The 19,864-nt window shown below is 47.9% G+C and carries 17 protein-coding genes; 12 read left to right on the forward strand and 5 right to left on the reverse strand.

The window, feature by feature from the left end:
• Window positions 1–5: 5 nt before the first annotated feature.
• From CPY98_RS07425 to CPY98_RS07445, 5 genes are all read left to right on the forward strand, one after another.
• On the forward strand, window positions 6–626 hold the full coding sequence (locus CPY98_RS07425; protein ID WP_025800953.1) for a DMSO/selenate family reductase complex B subunit: 621 nt from the start codon (window positions 6–8) through the stop codon (window positions 624–626).
• Between the two features lies 1 nt (window position 627).
• Window positions 628–1,488 carry a dimethyl sulfoxide reductase anchor subunit family protein gene (locus CPY98_RS07430; RefSeq protein WP_096387061.1) on the forward strand — a complete coding sequence of 287 codons (861 nt, stop codon included), beginning with the start codon at window positions 628–630 and terminating at the stop codon, window positions 1,486–1,488.
• 113 nt (window positions 1,489–1,601) lie between these two features.
• Window positions 1,602–2,216 (forward strand): Tat proofreading chaperone DmsD, encoded by a 615-nt coding sequence (dmsD, locus tag CPY98_RS07435; protein ID WP_096387064.1) that lies wholly within the window; start codon window positions 1,602–1,604, stop codon window positions 2,214–2,216.
• Window positions 2,216–2,803 carry a ferredoxin-type protein NapF gene (napF, locus tag CPY98_RS07440; RefSeq protein WP_096387067.1) on the forward strand — a complete coding sequence of 196 codons (588 nt, stop codon included), beginning with the start codon at window positions 2,216–2,218 and terminating at the stop codon, window positions 2,801–2,803. The genes dmsD and napF overlap by 1 nt, the downstream gene beginning before the upstream one ends.
• Before the next feature lie 116 nt (window positions 2,804–2,919).
• Window positions 2,920–4,059: an MFS transporter gene (locus tag CPY98_RS07445; RefSeq protein WP_043492326.1), complete on the forward strand. Its 1,140-nt coding sequence runs from the start codon at window positions 2,920–2,922 to the stop codon at window positions 4,057–4,059.
• Window positions 4,060–4,134: 75 nt separating this feature from the next.
• Here the strand turns inward: CPY98_RS07445 and CPY98_RS07450 are convergent, their stop codons facing one another.
• The 5 genes from CPY98_RS07450 to ycaO form a co-directional block, all read right to left on the reverse strand.
• A complete protein-coding gene (locus CPY98_RS07450) occupies window positions 4,135–4,590 on the reverse strand; it encodes a PTS sugar transporter subunit IIA (protein ID WP_025800958.1) in 456 nt (151 codons plus the stop codon).
• A gap of 552 nt (window positions 4,591–5,142) precedes the next feature.
• On the reverse strand, window positions 5,143–5,883 hold the full coding sequence (pflA, locus tag CPY98_RS07455; RefSeq protein ID WP_025800959.1) for a pyruvate formate lyase 1-activating protein: 741 nt from the start codon (window positions 5,881–5,883) through the stop codon (window positions 5,143–5,145).
• Between the two features lie 297 nt (window positions 5,884–6,180).
• A complete protein-coding gene (pflB, locus tag CPY98_RS07460) occupies window positions 6,181–8,463 on the reverse strand; it encodes a formate C-acetyltransferase (protein ID WP_025800960.1) in 2,283 nt (760 codons plus the stop codon).
• Between the two features lie 61 nt (window positions 8,464–8,524).
• Window positions 8,525–9,382 (reverse strand): formate transporter FocA, encoded by an 858-nt coding sequence (focA, locus tag CPY98_RS07465; protein WP_025800961.1) that lies wholly within the window; start codon window positions 9,380–9,382, stop codon window positions 8,525–8,527.
• A gap of 518 nt (window positions 9,383–9,900) precedes the next feature.
• Window positions 9,901–11,661 carry a 30S ribosomal protein S12 methylthiotransferase accessory factor YcaO gene (gene ycaO / locus CPY98_RS07470; protein ID WP_025800962.1) on the reverse strand — a complete coding sequence of 587 codons (1,761 nt, stop codon included), beginning with the start codon at window positions 11,659–11,661 and terminating at the stop codon, window positions 9,901–9,903.
• A 143-nt stretch (window positions 11,662–11,804) separates the two neighbouring features.
• Here ycaO and ansB point away from each other — a divergent pair, with 143 nt between their 5' ends.
• The 7 genes from ansB to ihfB all read left to right on the forward strand — a co-directional run bounded on the left by ansB (window position 11,805) and on the right by ihfB (window position 19,739).
• Entirely contained in the window at window positions 11,805–12,851 is a 1,047-nt protein-coding gene (gene ansB, locus CPY98_RS07475; RefSeq protein WP_025800963.1) for an L-asparaginase 2, read from the forward strand.
• Between the two features lie 92 nt (window positions 12,852–12,943).
• On the forward strand, window positions 12,944–13,636 hold the full coding sequence (locus CPY98_RS07480; RefSeq protein ID WP_096387070.1) for a DUF421 domain-containing protein: 693 nt from the start codon (window positions 12,944–12,946) through the stop codon (window positions 13,634–13,636).
• 274 nt (window positions 13,637–13,910) lie between these two features.
• A complete protein-coding gene (gene serC, locus CPY98_RS07485) occupies window positions 13,911–14,999 on the forward strand; it encodes a 3-phosphoserine/phosphohydroxythreonine transaminase (protein ID WP_043492336.1) in 1,089 nt (362 codons plus the stop codon).
• Window positions 15,000–15,152: 153 nt separating this feature from the next.
• Complete coding sequence (aroA, locus tag CPY98_RS07490; protein ID WP_096387073.1) at window positions 15,153–16,433, forward strand: 3-phosphoshikimate 1-carboxyvinyltransferase; 1,281 nt, start codon at window positions 15,153–15,155, stop codon at window positions 16,431–16,433.
• 348 nt (window positions 16,434–16,781) lie between these two features.
• Window positions 16,782–17,471, forward strand: coding sequence for a (d)CMP kinase (gene cmk / locus CPY98_RS07495; RefSeq protein ID WP_025800967.1), 690 nt, complete (start codon window positions 16,782–16,784; stop codon window positions 17,469–17,471).
• 221 nt (window positions 17,472–17,692) lie between these two features.
• Window positions 17,693–19,369 carry a 30S ribosomal protein S1 gene (rpsA, locus tag CPY98_RS07500; RefSeq protein WP_025800968.1) on the forward strand — a complete coding sequence of 559 codons (1,677 nt, stop codon included), beginning with the start codon at window positions 17,693–17,695 and terminating at the stop codon, window positions 19,367–19,369.
• An 85-nt stretch (window positions 19,370–19,454) separates the two neighbouring features.
• A complete protein-coding gene (ihfB, locus tag CPY98_RS07505) occupies window positions 19,455–19,739 on the forward strand; it encodes an integration host factor subunit beta (RefSeq protein WP_004095742.1) in 285 nt (94 codons plus the stop codon).
• Window positions 19,740–19,864: the final 125 nt, after the last annotated feature.

Genomic DNA, 19,864 nt, shown 5'->3' on the forward strand with positions numbered 1-19,864 from the left:
AGCTGATGACAACGCAATACGGCTTTTATATCGACTCTAGTCGTTGCACCGGCTGCAAAACCTGCGAGCTGGCCTGCAAAGATTTTAAAAATTTGACGCCTGATGTGAGTTTCCGCCGCATTTATGAATATGCAGGGGGGGATTGGCAAGAGGATAACGGTGTTTACCACCAAAACGTGTTTGCTTATTACCTGTCGATCTCGTGTAACCACTGTAGCGATCCGGCTTGTACCAAAGTGTGTCCAAGCGGTGCGATGCACAAGCGCGAAAAAGATGGCTTTGTCGTGGTCAACGAAGAAGTGTGCATCGGTTGTCGCTATTGCCATATGGCCTGCCCGTATGGCGCTCCTCAATACAATGAGGAGAAAGGGCATATGACCAAGTGTGATGGCTGCTATGAGCGAGTCGAAGCGGGTAAAAAACCGATCTGCGTTGAGTCTTGCCCGCTGCGTGCATTGGATTTAGCGCCTATTGAGGAGCTGCGTGCCAAATACGGTGATTTAGCTGAAATTGCACCGCTTCCAGCTGCGCACTTTACGAAGCCGAATATCGTATTAAAACCTAACGCCAACAGCCGTCCGGTTGGAGATACCACCGGTTATCTGGCAAATCCGAAGGAGGTCTGAGATGGGTATGGGATGGCATGAATGGCCGTTAATGATTTTTACGGTCTTAGGGCAGTGTGTTGTCGGTGGTTTCATCGTACTGGCGCTGGCATTACTCTCTGGGCGTTTGGATAACGATCGCACGCGACGCGTTCATCTGAGTATGTTTTTTCTCTGGGTGCTGATGGGGATAGCGTTTATCGCCTCGGTGATGCATTTGGGCTCGCCAATGAGGGCGTTCAATTCGCTTAACCGTATCGGCGAATCTGCTCTGAGTAACGAAATTGCTAGCGGTTCGGTGTTCTTTGCCGTTGGCGGTATCTACTGGCTTTTGGCGGTATTAAACAAAATGCCTGCTGCGCTGGGTAAGCTTTGGCTTGCGGTCACCATGGTGTTAGGTCTGTTATTTGTTTACGCCATGTGTCGTGTGTACCAGATTGATACCGTACCTACATGGCATAACGGCTACACCACGCTAGGCTTCGTGCTGACGATGTTTATTGGTGGGCCTTTGCTTGGCTTCTTACTGCTGAGGGCTGCCGGTGTGTGTGGCTGCGCAATGCGTATTTTGCCCGTTGTTAGCGTATTGGCGGTGCTTGTCAGCGTTGCCTCTGTAGCGATGCAGGGCTTTGGTTTGGCTGAAATTCATAGTTCAATCCAACAAGCTTCTGCGCTCATTCCATCGTTTGGTGCTTTGCTAGCATGGCGTTTGGCGCTGCTGGTGCTTGGATTGGGTTGCTGGATTTGTCCAATGATCAAAGGCAGAGCGCCATCAGTTGCCTGGCTGGTGATTGGTTTATTACTGGTTGTCGCCGGTGAGCTGATTGGCCGCGGTATGTTCTATGGTCTTCATATGACAGTAGGTATGGCAATCGCTGGGTAAATACTGTTTTTGCTGAGTGGGGCTCAGAATCGAGCCCCACTATCTGTCAGCTAACATTTGCTATGTTATTAAAATTGTCATTCGCATCGCGATGAAATTGATTTGGTATCCTCATGCTACAACCACAACAGCTTCAAGATATTGCCATTTCGGCCCGCTCTTTAGGCGCGCTTTTTTATTATTCCCCAGAAAGTGACGCTTGTGCGCCGCTGGTGGAAATCTTCACTTCATCTGAATGGTGCAGTGAATGGCCGTATGGTTCGGAACCGCAGTTAGCGCAGTGTATGACTCAGTTGGCGGCTGCTACGAATGAATCTTTGGAAGATGCGTACCAGCGTTTGTTTATCGGGCCACATGCGTTACCGGCTCCCCCTTGGGGCTCGGTTTATCTGGATAAAGAGAGCGTTCTCTTTGGTGATTCAACGCTGGCGCTACGTCAGTGGATGCGCCAGCACCATATTGAAGGGCAGAGCGAGCAAAAGGAGCCGGAAGATCAGTTTGGCTTAATGCTGATGATGGCTGCATGGCTTGCTGAGACACAGCCTCAGGCACTCGGTGAGTTTTTATCTGCTCATCTGTTGCCATGGAGCTCACGCTATTTGACGCTCATGATACAGGACGCTCAACATCCGTTTTATCAAGGGTTAGCAGATCTTGCGATGTTAACTTTGGCAAGTTGGCAGCAACAGTTAGCGATTATGCCTGTTGCGTGTGAGCTTTATCGCTAATGAGTGAGCAAAAGGATCAAGACTACTATCGCGCTTGGATGTCTCATCGTACTGTTAGCCGCCGCGGGCTTTTCCGTGGCTTGCTAGGGGCCGGTAAGCAGGCTCAGTTGCAGGTTGCACAAGAAACGGTGCAACGCGCTGTGGGTCGGCCACCGCAGGCGGTAGCGGAAAGTCTTTTTCTGGCATTGTGTACAGCATGTGGGGAGTGCGTGGGCGCGTGTCCCTACGGCTTAATTGAAATTAAAGATGGCGCGGCGGCAGTACAGATTGATTTTTCATCCTGCGATACTGCGAAGTGCAACTATTGTACTGCGGTGTGCAAAACGGGAGCGCTGTCTCCGCTAATTCCTTCAGATACGGCCTTAAGGCCAGTTGTCGCCAAAGGCTGCATTGGGCGAGGAAATGATGACTGCCGTTTGTGTGTTCATGCGTGTCCTTCACAGGCGATTAAGTTTGACGAAGTCGATCAGCCAAGCTTTGACGAAGCCCGCTGTGACGGTTGTGGGCAGTGTAAAACGGCCTGTTATCATGGGCATATTTTGCTGGTGGCAGGAAGTCCAAAATTAGCCAGTTTGTCAGAAAAATAAATTTATCCCCCTACGTATTAACAAATCGTGCTATGTCTAATCTATGGGCGATTGACTTTTAATTCACCAGTGGCATGATGCCGCCACTTCTCAATGCGGTTCGGTTTTAAATTCACATGTTTTCATACTCTCGCCCAGTGCTTTTATTGCTCTGCGGGCTCCTGCTGCTGACCGTTGCTATGGCGGTTTTAAATACTTTAGTTCCATTGTGGCTGAGCCATGAGCAGTTACCGACTTGGCAAGTCGGTCTGGTGAGTTCCTCGTATTTTATGGGGAATCTGGTGGGGACGCTGGTTGCTGGTTCAGTAATCATGCATTCAGGATTTAACCGAAGCTATCATTATGCCTGTGCCATTTTTGCGATTTCGACCGCGGCGCTGAGCTTTTCAACCGATATCTGGAGCTGGTTGGCTCTGCGTTTCTTCGCAGGTGTAGGCTGTGCGATGGTGTGGGTAATTGTTGAAAGCGCATTACTGCGTAGTGGAACAAATGCGAATCGTAGCCAGCTGCTGGCTGCTTATATGACGGTTTATTATTTGGGAACCGTGCTGGGACAACTGATGCTGGGCGCTGTGCCGACCGCCGTATTACAGGTGTTGCCATGGGCAACGTCGCTGATGGTATTGGCTATGCTGCCGCTGCTGTTTGCTCGCTTTACGCGGCCAGAAGCGCATACCTCGGTGCCGATGTGGGCGATGTTGCGTCGTCGTAGCGCGCGCTTAGGTATCCATGGCTGTATTATATCCGGTGCGGTGCTTGGGTCTTTATATGGCCTACTACCTTTGTATCTGGCCCATAAAGGCATGAGCGATGCAAATGTTGGCCTGTGGATGGCATTGTTGGTTAGCGCTGGCATTATGGGGCAGTGGCCGGTTGGTCGCTTAGCCGACCGCTTTGGGCGTTTGGCAGTGCTGCGTGTGCAGGTGAGTTTGGTCATTATCGGCAGCATTGCGATGCTGGGCAACTACGGCATTGTGCCAGCTTTATTTACGCTGGGATGTGCGGGATTCACGCTGTATCCGGTCGCCATGTCGTGGGCATGCGAAACTGCTGCAGCGCATGAATTAGTGGCGATGAATCAGGCCTTACTAATGAGCTATACCATTGGCAGCCTTGCTGGCCCAGCGACGGTTGCCGCTTTGATGCAGCAATACTCTGATAATGTGCTGTTTGTGATGATTGCGGGGATCGCGTTGGTGTATCTGCTGATGCTGATGAAGAAGACCGATCATCATCATGCACTGCCTGCAGCATGAGTTTTTAGTCGTCATAAAAAGCCATAAAAAAACGCCCGAGTGGGCGTTTTTTGTATCTGTATCGTAAGCCTGCAATTAGTGCATGCGGCTTCCAGCTTGGATGCGAGAGCCCAGCATATTCTGGCTGGTTGCTTGCATTAGATGCTCACGGCAGTTATTCATCTCTAACCAGCCTTCAATTTGCTGATGCAGAGTGTTCATCTCGGTTTGCGTTCCCGCAGAGAGCACGATAATCAGGCTAACTTCGCTACCATTTTGCAGCACAACCGGTTTATCGCACTTCAGCACTGATGCTTCTCCACGTTTACTGATTACCCCGTTTTCAGGTTGGGCAAACACCAGTAATACACCTTCGCTAACCACGAAATCCTGTTTATCCTGTTTAAGCGCATCGATGATATGCAGCGGGTAGCTTGCATTCACCTTGCTTTCGCTAATCAGCGGTTGGCAGGCTAAATGGATCGCGTGGCGCCAGCTCAGTGGCTGGTGGCAGTACTGCCAGCGTTGGTCGAGAATTGCATCAATTGACATAAAACCTCCGGTAACATTGCACCTGTAAATGGGGCGCCTGAAAAATTAAATAAAGGCTATCCATAGTGTTTATTTGATTCATCCACCTCTGGTGTTTGCAGCAATGTGCAGGCACAAGTCAGTATGAAAAAAAGTATTCACAACTCCGCAATAGACTGAAATTAAAAGCCTATCATTTAACACCTATCGTTTGCGGGTGTATGGGCAGTGTATCGGGGCAAATCAGGGAAGTCACTGCTTAGAAGAAAGTCTAATAATCCACCCCATCTCATCACATTACTTAAATTCTGTTAGGAATATTAGGAAAATAATTTAGTTGGGTGCTTACGGAGCAGTATAAAACTCCGAATGTTAAATATTCATAAAAAATGACTGCTAAGGCGATTTATGCGTATTTCTTTGTGTTTGTATTCAGTTAGAAATGTTTCAAATAATAATAAATATCAATATGAAGGGCGGTAAGAAGTATTGCGGCTGGAAACCAAAAGAAATTATCACGGGCGGAATAATTAATTGGACTGGTATTTTTACCAGCCCAAAAGACATAGATCATTAATACATGACTTTATGTCCATAACTTTCGAGAATATTTTTTACGCGTTCCATGGTTTCGTGAGTTGGTGGTTTAACTCCACCTAATTTGTATTCCTCACCCATGGCTTCCCATTTGTGTTTGCCTAGCTCGTGGTAAGGCAAGAGTTCGATCTTCTCAACATTCTTCATGTCTTTCGTGAAGTCGCCGAGCAAGTGGGCAGAAGCATCATCATCTGACCAACCAGGCACAACCACATAGCGGATCCACGTCTTTTGGTTACGCTTTGCCAAATAGCGGGCAAATTCCAGCGTACGATGATTTGAGACGCCTACCAAGTTCTGGTGAATATCATCGTTCATCTGTTTGAGATCCAGCATGACGAGATCGGTAACGTCGAGCAGTTCGTCAATCACGGGGTCATAACGACGAACAAAACCGTTAGTGTCTAAACAGGTATGAATGCCTTCTTCTTTGCATGCGCGGAACCAGTCACGCACAAACTCAGCCTGAAGGACGGCTTCACCGCCGGAAGCTGTTACGCCGCCGCCTGAAGCATTCATGAAGTGACGATAGGTCACGACGTCTTTCATCAAATCTTCAACGGTAATCTCAGTACCGCCGTGCGTATCCCAAGTATCCCGATTATGACAATACAGGCAGCGCATGAGGCAGCCTTGGAAGAAGGTAATAAAGCGGATCCCAGGGCCGTCTACGGTACCGCAGGATTCGAAAGAGTGGATGCGACCTTTAAGTGACATTGCGGGGTTTTCTCCAAAATTGACTGATCAATAGCAGTCTAAAAAGGCAATGATATAGACAGCGGGCATCAATACCTTGCTGATAACTGTTTTGCCTGATGTCCATCGGCATGTATGTTTTGAGTATAGGGGGAGCTATAGCAACCCGGCAAAACAGTTAAGGGTGTCGTTTTATCACTGAATTATTTTCGTAGAGCTGTTCGCTCGCCGAAACGACCCAGCTATTATCTCACACTTAATAAAAAGGCCCCACCTAAGTGGAGCCTTTATTTTATGCCATTTTAAGCTGGCAGGTAATTACATGGACTGAGTGAAAGTACGAGTAATTACGTCCTGCTGCTGTTCTTTGGTCAAAGAGTTGAAGCGTACAGCGTAGCCAGATACACGGATGGTCAGCTGAGGATATTTCTCAGGATTTTCCATCGCGTCTAACAGCATTTCGCGGTTCATAACGTTAACGTTCAGGTGTTGACCACCTTCGATGCTCGCTTCGTGGTGGAAGTAACCATCCATCAGGCCAGCCAAGTTAGCTTTACGAACTTCGTCGTCTTTACCCAGAGCGTTAGGAACGATAGAGAAGGTATAAGAAATACCATCTTTAGCGTAAGCAAACGGCAGTTTAGCAACGGAGGTCAGAGAGGCTACAGCACCTTTCTGGTCACGGCCGTGCATTGGGTTAGCACCAGGACCGAATGGAGCGCCAGCGCGACGACCATCTGGGGTGTTACCTGTTTTCTTACCATAAACCACGTTAGAGGTGATGGTCAGAACAGACTGAGTAGGAACCGCGTTGCGGTAAGTAGTCAGTTTCTGAATTTTCTTCATGAAACGTTCTACCAGGTCACAAGCGATATCATCGACGCGTGGGTCGTTGTTACCAAACTGCGGGTATTCACCTTCGATGTCGAAGTCAACAGCCAGGCCGTCTTCGTCACGAATAGTAGAAACTTTCGCATATTTGATTGCAGACAGGGAGTCAGCAGCAACAGACAGACCTGCGATACCACATGCCATAGTACGATATACGTCACGGTCATGCAGAGCCATCAGGGATGCTTCGTAGCTGTACTTGTCATGCATGTAATGGATGATGTTCAGCGCGGTGACATACTGTTTAGCCAACCAGTCCATGAAGTGGTCCATACGTTCCATGACTTTGTCATAGTCCAGTACGGTATCCATCATTGGCGCTTCTTTCGGGCCAACCTGCATTTTCAGTTTTTCATCAACGCCGCCGTTGATTGCGTACAGCATGGTTTTAGCCAAGTTTGCACGAGCACCGAAGAACTGCATTTGTTTACCAACAATCATTGGGCTTACGCAGCAAGCAATTGCGTAGTCATCATTGTTGAAGTCAGGGCGCATCAGGTCATCGTTCTCATACTGTACAGATGAGGTGTCGATGGAAACTTTAGCCGCAAATTTCTTGAACGCCAGAGGCAGTTTTTCAGACCACAGGATGGTCATGTTTGGCTCTGGAGATGGACCCATGGTGTACAGGGTGTTCAGGAAACGGAAGCTGTTTTTGGTAACCAGAGTACGACCGTCCAGACCCATACCAGCCAGGGATTCTGTTGCCCAGATTGGGTCACCAGAGAACAGTTCATCATATTCTGGAGTACGCAGGAAGCGAACCATACGCAGTTTCATAACCAGATGGTCAATCAGTTCCTGAGCTTCTTCTTCAGTCAGTTTGCCTTCTTTCAGGTCACGTTCGATGTAGATATCCAGGAAGCTGGATACACGACCGAAGGACATTGCAGCACCGTTCTGAGATTTAACCGCAGCCAGGTAGCCGAAGTAAGTCCACTGTACAGCTTCTTTTGCGTTTTTAGCTGGAGCAGAGATATCGCAGCCATATTTGGCAGCCATTTCTTTGATCTGGCCCAGAGCGCGATGCTGGTCAGCAATTTCTTCACGCAGACGAATAGTCGCTTCCAGATCTTCACCGTTTTCCAGTTTGGTCTGCAGTGATTGGAACTGAGCGTATTTGTCTTTCATCAGGAAGTCGATACCGTAAACGGCGATACGACGATAGTCACCGATGATACGGCCACGGCCATACGCATCTGGCAGACCAGTCAGAACACCAGATTTACGGCAGTTCAGGATGTCTTTGGTGTAAACGTCAAACACGCCCTGGTTGTGAGTTTTACGGTATTCGGTGAAGATTTTCTTGATCATTGGATCAAGTTCACGACCGTAAACTTTACATGAACCTTCAACCATCTTGATGCCGCCGAACGGAATCAGAGCACGTTTCAGAGGCGCATCAGTTTGCAGACCAACGATTTGTTCCAGGTCTTTGCTGATGTAGCCAGCATCATGAGAGGTGATGGTTGCAGCTACGTTGGTATCGAAATCAACCGGCGCATGGGTACGGTTTTCAATTTTGATACCGTCCATGACTTTATCCCACAGGTTGGTCGTCGCTTGAGTAGCGCCAGCCAGGAAGGATTCGTCACCTTCGTACGGGGTGTAGTTTTTCTGGATGAAATCACGAACGTTGACTTCATTCTGCCAGTCGCCTTTAGTGAAACCTTCCCATGCGGCTGCTTGTTTTTCATTAAGCTCGGACATTTAACACCTACCTTCTAGTGTGGATTTCTTTGTAAACCCGGCGCTGTGGTAAAGCACGTAATTAGTGCTTATCGCCACCGCGCAGATAAATAACCCAGTATGTCAGACCAACCAGTAAGCCACCGCCGATGATGTTCCCAATCGTGACAGGGATCAGGTTATCGGTAATGAAGTGGCTAACGGTCAAGTTTGAGAACTGTTCTGGTGCAGCACCAATGGCTTGCCAAAACTCCGGCGCTGCGAAATTCTTAATCACAATCCCTAATGGGATCATGAACATATTTGCAATGCTATGTTCAAAACCGCTCGCCACAAACATGGCCACCGGTAAAACCATTGCAAACATTTTGTCCATCAGGCTACGGCCGGAATAGCTCATCCAAACGGCGAGACAAACCATCAAGTTGGCCAAGATCCCCAGGCAAACGGCTTCAACAAACGTATGATGCAATTTGTGATCGGCTGTTTGCAGCACATTGAGACCCCATGCGCCATTCGCTGTCATATGTTCTCCGGCAAACCACATCAGTGCTACAAAGAAAAGTGCACCAATCAGGTTGCCTACATAAACATTTAACCAGTTGAGCCCTAACTGTCTCCAGGTAATACGCCCACTGGCCTTGGCAACGACAATTAATACGGTTGAAGTAAACAGGTCAGCCCCGCAAACCACAACAAGCATCAGGCCAAGAGAGAAACAGATACCACCAACCAGCTTGGCAAAGCCAAAAGGTACACCAGCAGTGCCGGTTGTCGCGGTAATGTAGAAAACGAAAGCAATAGAAATGAAGACACCAGCCGTGATCGCTAAATAAAAAGTCTTCAGCGGGTGCTTAGTGGCTTTATAAACGCCAGCATCTTCGGCCACTTTGGCCATTGCTGCTGGTAGTAGTAGATCAAAGGGGTTGTCAGCTTTCACACTAACTCTCTCTTAATATTAATCAGCGTTGAGATACTAACAAAGCAGTATACGGCAAAAATTGATCTGGATCATGATGCGCAGAACTAGCCTACCCAAAATACCCCTAAAAACAGTAAGTTAAATAATAAACTCGTTGAATTCAAAAGGAAAAATATTTTTTAAATTTTACACACTAAGTTGAATGAGCACGCTAACAGATAGTGTAAAAGGTAAATAAATAACTTAATAATTCGATCAAATTGAAGATATTATTTTTCAATGCCAGCAATAAGACTACTTATATACAACAATTAAATTACATATGAATGACGGTTGTAGATATTCATACATAGAGTAGAAAAGCCCACCTTCCAAACTTACTGCAAAAGGGCATACGACTATCATAGTCGTTGTGCCATTTTTACTGTGATGATAAATGCGTTTAGAAGAGGGATTTACCAGATTCGCGCGTTTATTGATCGAAAACGTCTGCACCGGTGTACGCGTGCAGACGTTCGCTTAGCTCAACAAGCCTATTATTTAGACCAATAACGGCGCTTTGCTGCCTGAAGTTTTTGATACGCTTGTAGCAGCGCTTGATGCGCAGGGAGGGCTTTCAAGTCGTCGTCAATCGCAGGAAGGCCATAGAAACGTTCTTCTCCGGCGATAATCGCCGAAGCGGCTTCGAGCGTTTCGGCGCCATACATGCGGCTGAATGCTTGATAGTACTGTGCGGGATCGCGTTCTTCTTCCATGCTTAGCAACAGCAAGGTTTGCAGGCAACGATAGAAATTGGCGCGTTCTGGGCTGAATACGGAGGCATTGAAGTCCTGAGTCCATTCGGTCCATGTCAGCGCTTGCTCCAAATCGCCGCCCGCTAATGCCAACATCGCCTTCAATTCACCCACACGCAGGGTATACCAGCCGTTGTCTTTGCCGGTTGCGATACCAAGCAGTTCACGTACACGGGTGAAATCGTCGAGGCCTTCGTCATCGAGTTGTTCGATGATCTGTAAATACTCTTCCTTAGTCAGATTGGAAGCCGGTAACTGAAGCAACTGAGTGCGCAAGTGCGCACCCATGCTGTTATTGGCTAACAGCAAATCTTCGGCAGGATAGATATCGGACATGCCTGGAACGATGATACGGCAGGCATAAACATCAAGATGTTCATAATCTGCAATGTAAACTTCTTTATCTTCTTGTTCGAAGATACTCATTAAAGTGCTGAACTCTTCCTCGGTGGTACCTTTAAACGACCAATCGGCAAAGGCATAATCGGCGTCTTGCTTAAACATATCCCAAGAAATCAGACCGCTTGAATCGATGAAGTGAGTTTCAAGGTTGGCATGCTCGCCGACTTCTTCATCATCGAAGGTTGGCGCGGTGAAGACGTCGAGATCTTTCAGGCTGCGGCCTTGCAGCAGTTCAGTCACCGTACGCTCTAGGGCTACGCCAAAGTCAGGATGGGCGCCGAACGAGGCAAAACAGGTGCCGTTGGCTGGGTTAAACAGCACAACGCAGATAACCGGATACTGACCACCGAGCGAAGCATCGTAGGACAGAATAGGGAAGCCTTCCTGCTCTAATTTTGCAATAGCTTCAACCACTTCAGGATAGCGGTTTAAAACCTCGGCAGGAATTTCTGGCAGGCTGATAGATTCTGCGATGATACGGTTTTTTACGTAACGCTCGAAAACTTCAGACAGGCCTTGTACGCGCGCTTCGTTGCGCGTGTTGCCCGCAGACATGCCGTTTGAAACGTATAAGTTGCCAATGATGTTCATTGGAATATAAACAGTTTGCTGATCGGACTGGCGGGTAAACGGCAGCGCGCAGATGCCGCGATCGACGTTACCGGATTGCAGATCGATAAGATCCTGAGCGCCTACATCACCTTCTGGGTTGTAAAACGCATGCAAACGCTCATCTAAGATGCCTTCTGGCAGGCTGTCGTCGGCAGGAACAGGGAACCACTTCTCATTTGGATAGTGAACGAAGTCTCCTTGCGCAATTTCACGGCCAAGGTAGAAATCAGCAAAGAAATAGTTGGTCGACAAGCGCTCAAAATATTCACCTAACGCCGATGCCAGCGCGGCTTTTTTGCTAGCGCCTTTGCCGTTGGTAAAACAAAGTGGGCAATCACGGTCGCGGATGTGTACAGACCAAACATGCGGAACAGGGTTTAGCCAAGAGGCTTCTTCAATATTGAACCCAAGATCGGTCAATTGCTGTTGGAAGCGTGCAATAGAGTCTTCCAGCGCGGCATCTTTGCCGGGAATATAGGTCTGCGTCATTTGAGTCACTTGTTAGCTGCAAAAAACGGCATGATACGTTTTTTTAGCCTATTCCTCCATGAATTCCATATCCATAGGGAATGTCACATTTTTTTTATGGATATAAAAGATAATTCATGCAGTTATCTAATAGGAGAAATCGAATGAAGTTGGTTAAAGTAAGTTTGCTAGCGCTGTTGGTTTCAGGGTTTAGTGGCGCGGCTTTTGCGTTGCCTAATGTCACCATTTTGGCAACGGGCGGGACTATCGCCGGGGGCGGTGACTCAGCAACAAAATCAAATTATACCGCTGGGAAAGTGGGCGTAGAATCGTTGGTTGATGCGGTGCCTCAACTGAAAGATATCGCTAACATCAAAGGTGAGCAGGTAGTCAGCATCGGTTCGCAGGATATGAATGACGATGTGTGGCTAAAACTTGCCAAAAAAATCAACGCTGATTGCAATAAAACCGATGGGTTCGTGATCACTCACGGCACGGATACCATGGAAGAAACGGCTTATTTCCTCGATTTAACCGTAAAATGTGACAAGCCTGTGGTGATGGTTGGTGCGATGCGTCCATCAACTGCCATGAGCGCGGATGGCCCATTCAACCTGTATAACGCCGTTGTGACTGCCGCCGATCCGGCTTCAGCCAAACGTGGTGTGCTGGTGGCGATGAATGATACCGTGCTGGATGGTCGTGACGTGACCAAAACGAACACCACCGGCGTGCAAACATTCCAAGCGGTTAACTACGGCCCATTGGGATACATTCACAATGGCAAAGTGGACTACCAGCGCTCGCCTGAGCGTAAACACACCACACAAACCCCATTTGACGTAAGCAAGTTAACCTCATTGCCAAAAGTTGGCATTGTATACAACTACGCCAACGCGTCGGATCTGCCTGCAAAAGCGCTGCTTGAGGCGGGCTATCAAGGGATTGTGAGTGCGGGGGTTGGTAACGGCAATCTGTACAAATCTATTTTTGATACTTTAGCCACTGCGGCACATAACGGCGTAGCCGTCGTGCGCTCATCACGTGTTCCTTCTGGGTCAACCACGGAAGATGCAGAAATTGATGACGTGAAATATGGCTTTGTCGCATCAGGCACGCTTAATCCGCAAAAAGCACGTGTCTTGCTTCAATTGGCTCTGACACAAACTAAAGATCCAAAACAGATCCAGCAGATGTTTAATCAGTACTAAGTTCTCTCTAAAAGGGGGAGTGTTCCCGCTCCCCTTTGTCTTTTGCCGTCTAAGCTATATTCACCACTTATGGCAAATGGACATCCATCCCGATGCAATCCTTTGATTTAAAACGTATGGCCTTTGATAAGGTGCCGCCAGATTTTCTTGCGGAAGTTGCGGTGCGCTGCCTATTCACATTCTTTCTGGTCTTTATTTTTCTCAAAATGACGGGGCGTCGCGGCGTACGGCAAATGTCGCTGTTTGAAGTGGTTGTCATCCTCACGTTAGGTTCTGCGGCGGGCGACGTGGCGTTTTATGATGATGTTCCTATGCTGCCGGTATTTACCGTCTTTATTTGCATCATGCTGCTTTATCGTTTTTCAACGTTCTTGATGTCTAAAAGTGAAAGAATTCAGACTTGGATGGAAGGTAAACCACTGGTCATTATCCGTGACGGTACGTTTATCTGGGAAACCCTAAACCGTGAAAATATTACTCACGATGAGTTCTTTATGGAGTTGAGGCAAGAGGGCGTTGAACACTTGGGCCAAGTGCGACTGGCCATTCTTGAAGTTAATGGGTCTATCAGCGTCTATTTTTTTGATGACGATAATGTGCGTTATGGACTGCCTGTTTTGCCCAACTGCTGCATTAAAAAAGTAGATAAAATTGTAGATAGAGGTACCTACGCGTGCAGCGAATGTAGCTTGGTTGAGCATCAAACAGCGGGGAGCTCACCGGTTTGTTCGCGATGTGGAAATCAATGCTGGATAGAGGCTAAAAATAACAGTCGGGTAAACTAAAAATAAACACAAAAAAGAATGAAAGTTTTTTGGTCTTACGCCGACGCAGAACTTTATTTTTAAAACGCCTATAGTGGCTTGGTGGCACATAGTTTAGCTCGTTGGGGACAGTGACCAATAACCGTTGCAGCCTGAGCGCGCGAATGATAAAACCAAATGATAAAGTAAATTAGATGTGAATAAATTCGATATCAATGTGGGCTGATCATCCTTATAGATGGGTTTGCCAGCATGTAGACAATTGACTAAATATAGCGAAGAGCGGTGAGGCAAAATGACACAGGTGTACAATTTTAGTGCTGGCCCAGCAATGATGCCGGTTGAGGTATTGCGTCGTGCTGAACAAGAACTGTGTAACTGGAATGGCCTAGGCACTTCGGTCATGGAAATCAGCCACCGCGGAAAAGAGTTTATGCAGGTCGCGGCACAGGCTGAACAAGATTTACGCTCTCTGCTGAAGGTTCCTGAGAACTATAAAATTCTATTCTGTCATGGCGGTGCGCGTGCGCAATTTGCCGCTGTTCCGTTAAATCTGCTGGGCGATAACAACACAGCCGACTACATGGATGGTGGCTACTGGGCGCATAGCGCTATCAATGAAGCGCAGAAATACTGCACGCCGAACGTTGTTGATATAAAAACAACCGACGACAACGGCCTTCAAGCGATCAAGCCAATGCGTGAGTGGACGTTGAGTGACAATGCTGCCTATGTGCATTACTGCCCAAATGAAACCATTGATGGTATCGCCATCGATGAAGAGCCTGATTTTGGCGATAAAATCGTGGTTGCCGATCTCTCTTCCACCATTCTTTCTCGCCCAATTGATGTTAGCCGCTATGGCGTGATTTATGCTGGGGCGCAAAAAAATATCGGCCCAGCAGGGATCACCGTAGTGATTGTGCGTGAGGACTTGCTGGGCAAAGCGCGCCAAGAATTGCCATCGATTCTCGACTACACCGTTTTGGCTGAAAACGATTCTATGTTCAATACACCACCGACCTTTGCATGGTATCTCTCAGGCATGGTATTTAAATGGCTGAAAGAGCAGGGTGGCTTGGTTGAGATGGAAAAACGCAATAAAGCCAAAGCCGACTTGCTCTATAGCGCGATTGATAGCAGTGATTTTTATCGTAACGGCGTTGCACTACAAAATCGCTCACGTATGAACGTACCGTTCCAGATGGCAAATCCTGCATTAGATCCGTTGTTCTTGCAGGAAGCGAAAGCAATTGGCTTAGTTGCTTTGAAAGGCCACCGCGTGGCGGGGGGGATGAGAGCGTCTATTTATAATGCGATGTCGATTGAAGGTGTTAAAGCACTGACCGACTTTATGGCGGATTTTGAACGTCGCCATGGCTAATGAGGCTGCATCGGTTTTAAACCCCGGCATGCCGGGGTTTTTTGTTTGTGTATAAGAAAGATGACAGCCGTCACGAAAAACGGTACAACAATGTAATGATTTATTTGCAGTGATGGGATTCGCTGCATTAACTGAAAATTTGGAGTGAGTTTGATGCTGGATTCCCTGACTTTACAACCTATTGCACATTTTTCCGGTGAGATAAATTTACCTGGTTCTAAGAGCGTGTCTAACCGAGCGTTGCTGCTATCGGCTCTGGCGAGTGGAACGACATGTTTACATAATTTGCTTGATAGCGATGATGTTCGCCATATGCTAACTGCGTTAAAGCAACTGGGTATTCATTTCCAATTATCCGATGGGCATACCCGCTGCGAAATTATTGGCAACGCGGGTGCTCTAAAAGCACATAGCGCGCTTGAACTCTTTTTAGGTAACGCAGGAACGGCCATGCGCCCACTTGCTGCTGCGTTATGTTTGGGTGATGGGGATGTGATCCTCACCGGCGAACCGCGTATGAAAGAGCGCCCAATTGGGCATCTGGTTGATGCGTTACGTCAAGGTGGAGCCCAGATCGATTATCTGGAGCAAGAAAACTATCCGCCTCTGCGCCTACGCGGTGGGTATATCGGTGGTGATATTGAGGTTGATGGTTCGGTTTCCAGCCAGTTTTTGACTGCGTTATTGATGATGGCGCCGTTGGCTACGCAGAACACCGTTATCTCCATTAAGGGTGATTTGGTTTCGAAACCTTATATTGATATTACCTTGGCGCTGATGCGCAGTTTTGGCGTCAGCGTTGAGAACGATAATTATCAGGTCTTCCGTATCGCGGGTGGACAACACTATGTTTCCCCTGGCGATTATCTCGTCGAAGGAGATGCGTCGTCAGCATCCTATTTCCTCGCCGCGGCTGCAATTAAAGGTGGCACGGTACGTGTAACCGGAATTGGTAAAAACAGCGTACAAGGGGATATTCGTTTCGCAGATGTGCTGGAAAAGATGGGTGCAAAAATCACCTGGGGCGATGATTTTATCGAATGCTCACGCGGCGAACTGCATGGCATTGATATGGATATGAACCATATTCCTGACGCGGCAATGACTATTGCCACCACCGCGTTGTTTGCCGATGCGCCAACCACTATCCGCAACATCTATAACTGGCGTGTAAAAGAGACCGATCGCTTATCCGCGATGGCCACTGAGTTGCGCAAGGTGGGCGCTGAAGTTGAAGAGGGCGATGATTTTATCCGCGTAGTACCTCCCGCACATCTGAAAGCCGCTGAGATTGGCACCTATAACGATCATCGTATGGCGATGTGCTTCTCGCTGGTTGCGCTGTCGGATACGCCAGTAACGATTCTCGATCCTAAATGTACGGCGAAAACTTTCCCAGACTATTTCCAGCAGTTTGCTCGGCTAAGCCAGTAGTCCAAATCCTAAAAAGGGTCTGTTCATTCAGACCCTTCCTTTTTTGTACTTTGTCACATAACCCCCTCGCAACCGATTAACTAGGATTTTTCGCGTCTCATTGCATCGCTTTCGCCTAAACTATGGAACACATGTGTGTCTGTAGGTGCGAGTTTTTCCAGCAACCAGCATCGTTGAGGGTAACAGTGAGGCGTTGATCGGCGTATAATGCGCGCCGTTCGATGTGTGTGTCCTGCTATGGTAAATCTGCCTAGATGCAAATATATCGTCGCGCCATAGCAGAGCACACCCAAGCCTTCGTAGGCAAAGTCTATGCAGGCAGTTGTTTCCCCCAGAAAGGAGAGAAAAATGACGGCAATAGCTCCGGTAATTACCGTTGACGGGCCGAGTGGTGCGGGTAAAGGGACTTTGTGTAAAGCGTTGGCTGAATCTTTGGGTTGGTGTCTTTTAGACTCCGGCGCGATCTATCGCGTTCTTGCCCTGGCTGCGTTGCATCATCAAGTCGATATCACGTCAGAAGAGGCTCTGGTGCCATTGGCTGCACATCTTGACGTACGTTTCGTGGCACAGGATGGACAGTTACAGGTCATTCTTGAAGGCGAAGATGTGAGTAATGAAATTCGCACCGAATCCGTGGGCAGTACGGCATCTCAGGCTGCTGCATTTCCGCGTGTAAGAGAAGCGTTGCTACGTCGTCAGCGTGCGTTCCGGGAGTTCCCCGGTCTTATCGCCGATGGTCGTGATATGGGCACCGTGGTTTTCCCTGATGCGCCGGTTAAGATTTTTCTTGATGCGAGCTCTGAAGAGCGTGCTCGTCGACGCATGCTTCAGTTGCAGGAGAAGGGCTTTAGTGTTAACTTTGAACGCCTTTTGGACGAAATAAAAGAACGCGACTACCGCGATCGTAATCGTTCAGTGGCACCGCTTGTTCCTGCGCAGGACGCGCTGATGCTGGATTCAACCCAGATGTCTATCGAACAAGTGATTGAAAAAGCACTGGCTTATGCCAAGCAGACATTACAACTTTCTGCCGAGTAGGGCGGGAAGCAAAGCTTACCGATAAGGATAAGCCGATAGCCATAATGTTAAACTACATTATGGCTATTGTTGTTATTGATAAATTTGTTCAGCTAATATTGCTGAACGATGTATAATATTACCCTCCCTGCCGCTATGGATTGTCGCGGGGCATGTTAAACAACCCCATCTAGCAGGATGCCTGATGGACGTTAAAATAAAGAACCCTGAAGATTATCAATATGACTGAATCTTTTGCTCAACTCTTTGAAGAATCCTTAAAAACAATCGAAACCCGCCCGGGTTCCATCGTTCGTGGCGTTGTTGTTGCTATCGACAAAGATATCGTACTGGTTGACGCTGGTCTGAAATCTGAGTCTGCAATCCCAGCAGAACAGTTCAAAAACGCACAGGGCGAACTGGAAATTCAGGTAGGCGACGAAGTTGATGTTGCTCTGGATGCAGTTGAAGACGGCTTCGGTGAAACTCAGCTGTCCCGTGAGAAAGCTAAGCGTCATGAAGCTTGGATCACGTTGGAAAAAGCTTACGAAGAAGCTGCAACTGTTACCGGCGTTATCAACGGTAAAGTTAAGGGTGGCTTCACTGTCGAGCTGAACGGTATCCGTGCATTCCTGCCAGGTTCTCTGGTAGACGTTCGTCCGGTACGTGACACTCTGCACCTCGAAGGCAAAGAGCTTGAGTTTAAAGTCATTAAGCTGGACCAGAAACGCAACAACGTTGTTGTTTCTCGTCGTGCCGTTATCGAATCTGAGAACAGTGCAGAACGTGATCAGCTGCTGGAAAACCTGCAAGAAGGTATGGAAGTTAAGGGTATCGTTAAGAACCTGACTGACTACGGCGCATTCGTTGATCTGGGCGGTGTTGACGGCCTGCTGCACATCACTGATATGGCTTGGAAACGCGTTAAGCACCCAAGCGAAATCGTGAATGTGGGCGACGAAATCACTGTTAAAGTGCTGAAGTTCGACCGCGAACGTACTCGTGTATCTCTGGGCCTGAAACAGCTGGGCGAAGATCCATGGGTAGCTATTGCTAAGCGTTATCCAGAAGGTACCAAACTGACTGGTCGCGTGACTAACCTGACTGATTACGGCTGCTTCGTAGAAATCGAAGAAGGCGTTGAAGGTCTGGTTCACGTTTCCGAAATGGATTGGACCAACAAAAACATCCACCCATCCAAAGTTGTTAACGTTGGTGATGTTGTGGAAGTTATGGTTCTGGATATCGACGAAGAACGTCGTCGTATCTCCCTGGGTCTGAAGCAGTGTAAATCTAACCCATGGCAGCTGTTCGCAGAAACCCACAATAAGGGCGACCGCGTTGAAGGTAAAATCAAGTCTATCACTGACTTCGGTATCTTCATCGGCCTGGACGGTGGCATCGATGGCCTGGTTCACCTGTCTGACATCTCCTGGAACGTTGCAGGCGAAGAAGCAGTACGTGAATACAAGAAAGGCGACGAAATCGCAGCAGTTGTTCTGCAGGTTGATGCAGAGCGCGAGCGTATCTCCCTTGGCGTTAAACAACTGGCAGAAGATCCATTCAACAACTACATCTCTATGAATAAGAAAGGTGTAATTGTTACTGGTAAAGTAACTGCAGTTGACGCTAAAGGTGCTACAGTTGAATTAGCTGATGGCGTAGAAGGCTATCTGCGTGCTTCTGAAGCTTCCCGTGACCGCGTTGAAGATGCCACTCTGGTTCTGAACGTAGGCGACGAAGTTGAAGCTAAATTCACTGGCGTAGACCGCAAGAATCGCGTTGTAAGCCTGTCTGTACGTGCTAAAGACGAAGCTGATGAGAAAGATGCAATCGCTGTTGTTAACAACAAGCAGGAAGATGCACCTAACTTCTCTAATGCAATGGCTGAAGCATTCAAGGCAGCTAAAGGCGAATAATGATGAGGGCGGTTTCGGCCGCCCTGTAACGGTAGTTAAGCTGCAAAGTGCGTTCCCCAATGAGGGGAAATAGCTTGGAGGAAATATGACCAAGTCCGAACTTATTGAAAGACTTGCTAGCCAGCAACCACATCTGCCTGCGAAGGCGGTTGAGGATGCAGTGAAAGAAATGCTTGAGCATATGGCAACAACGCTTGCTGACGGTGAACGCATTGAGATCCGTGGATTCGGCAGTTTTTCACTTCACTACCGTGCGCCTCGCGTCGGTCGTAATCCTAAAACTGGTGATAAAGTGGAACTGGAAGGTAAATACGTTCCCCATTTTAAACCTGGTAAAGAACTACGTGACCGGGCGAACATCTACGCTTAAGCAACCTGCTTAGAGTCTAAAACGGCACCTTCGGGTGCCGTTTTCATATCTAAAATTCATTCGTAAACCTCTGCACAATTAACGTTTTCTGACGAAACTTGCGATGCTATTCGCAATAAAAAGTT

The sequence above is a fragment of the Hafnia sp. CBA7124 genome, from assembly GCF_002355555.1.
In the GTDB taxonomy this organism is placed as follows: domain Bacteria; phylum Pseudomonadota; class Gammaproteobacteria; order Enterobacterales; family Enterobacteriaceae; genus Hafnia; species Hafnia alvei.

Bases quoted from the DNA above. Each gene is read 5' to 3' on its own strand.
- CPY98_RS07425 (WP_025800953.1), top strand. From the start codon at position 6: ATGACAACGCAATACGGCTTTTATATCGACTCTAGTCGTTGCACCGGC.
- CPY98_RS07430 (WP_096387061.1), top strand. From the start codon at position 628: ATGGGTATGGGATGGCATGAATGGCCGTTAATGATTTTTACGGTCTTA.
- dmsD (WP_096387064.1), top strand. From the start codon at position 1,602: ATGCTACAACCACAACAGCTTCAAGATATTGCCATTTCGGCCCGCTCT.
- napF (WP_096387067.1), top strand. From the start codon at position 2,216: ATGAGTGAGCAAAAGGATCAAGACTACTATCGCGCTTGGATGTCTCAT.
- CPY98_RS07445 (WP_043492326.1), top strand. From the start codon at position 2,920: ATGTTTTCATACTCTCGCCCAGTGCTTTTATTGCTCTGCGGGCTCCTG.
- CPY98_RS07450 (WP_025800958.1), bottom strand. From the start codon at position 4,590: ATGTCAATTGATGCAATTCTCGACCAACGCTGGCAGTACTGCCACCAG.
- pflA (WP_025800959.1), bottom strand. From the start codon at position 5,883: ATGTCACTTAAAGGTCGCATCCACTCTTTCGAATCCTGCGGTACCGTA.
- pflB (WP_025800960.1), bottom strand. From the start codon at position 8,463: ATGTCCGAGCTTAATGAAAAACAAGCAGCCGCATGGGAAGGTTTCACT.
- ycaO (WP_025800962.1), bottom strand. From the start codon at position 11,661: ATGACGCAGACCTATATTCCCGGCAAAGATGCCGCGCTGGAAGACTCT.
- ansB (WP_025800963.1), top strand. From the start codon at position 11,805: ATGAAGTTGGTTAAAGTAAGTTTGCTAGCGCTGTTGGTTTCAGGGTTT.
- CPY98_RS07480 (WP_096387070.1), top strand. From the start codon at position 12,944: ATGCAATCCTTTGATTTAAAACGTATGGCCTTTGATAAGGTGCCGCCA.
- serC (WP_043492336.1), top strand. From the start codon at position 13,911: ATGACACAGGTGTACAATTTTAGTGCTGGCCCAGCAATGATGCCGGTT.
- aroA (WP_096387073.1), top strand. From the start codon at position 15,153: ATGCTGGATTCCCTGACTTTACAACCTATTGCACATTTTTCCGGTGAG.
- cmk (WP_025800967.1), top strand. From the start codon at position 16,782: ATGACGGCAATAGCTCCGGTAATTACCGTTGACGGGCCGAGTGGTGCG.
- rpsA (WP_025800968.1), top strand. From the start codon at position 17,693: ATGACTGAATCTTTTGCTCAACTCTTTGAAGAATCCTTAAAAACAATC.
- ihfB (WP_004095742.1), top strand. From the start codon at position 19,455: ATGACCAAGTCCGAACTTATTGAAAGACTTGCTAGCCAGCAACCACAT.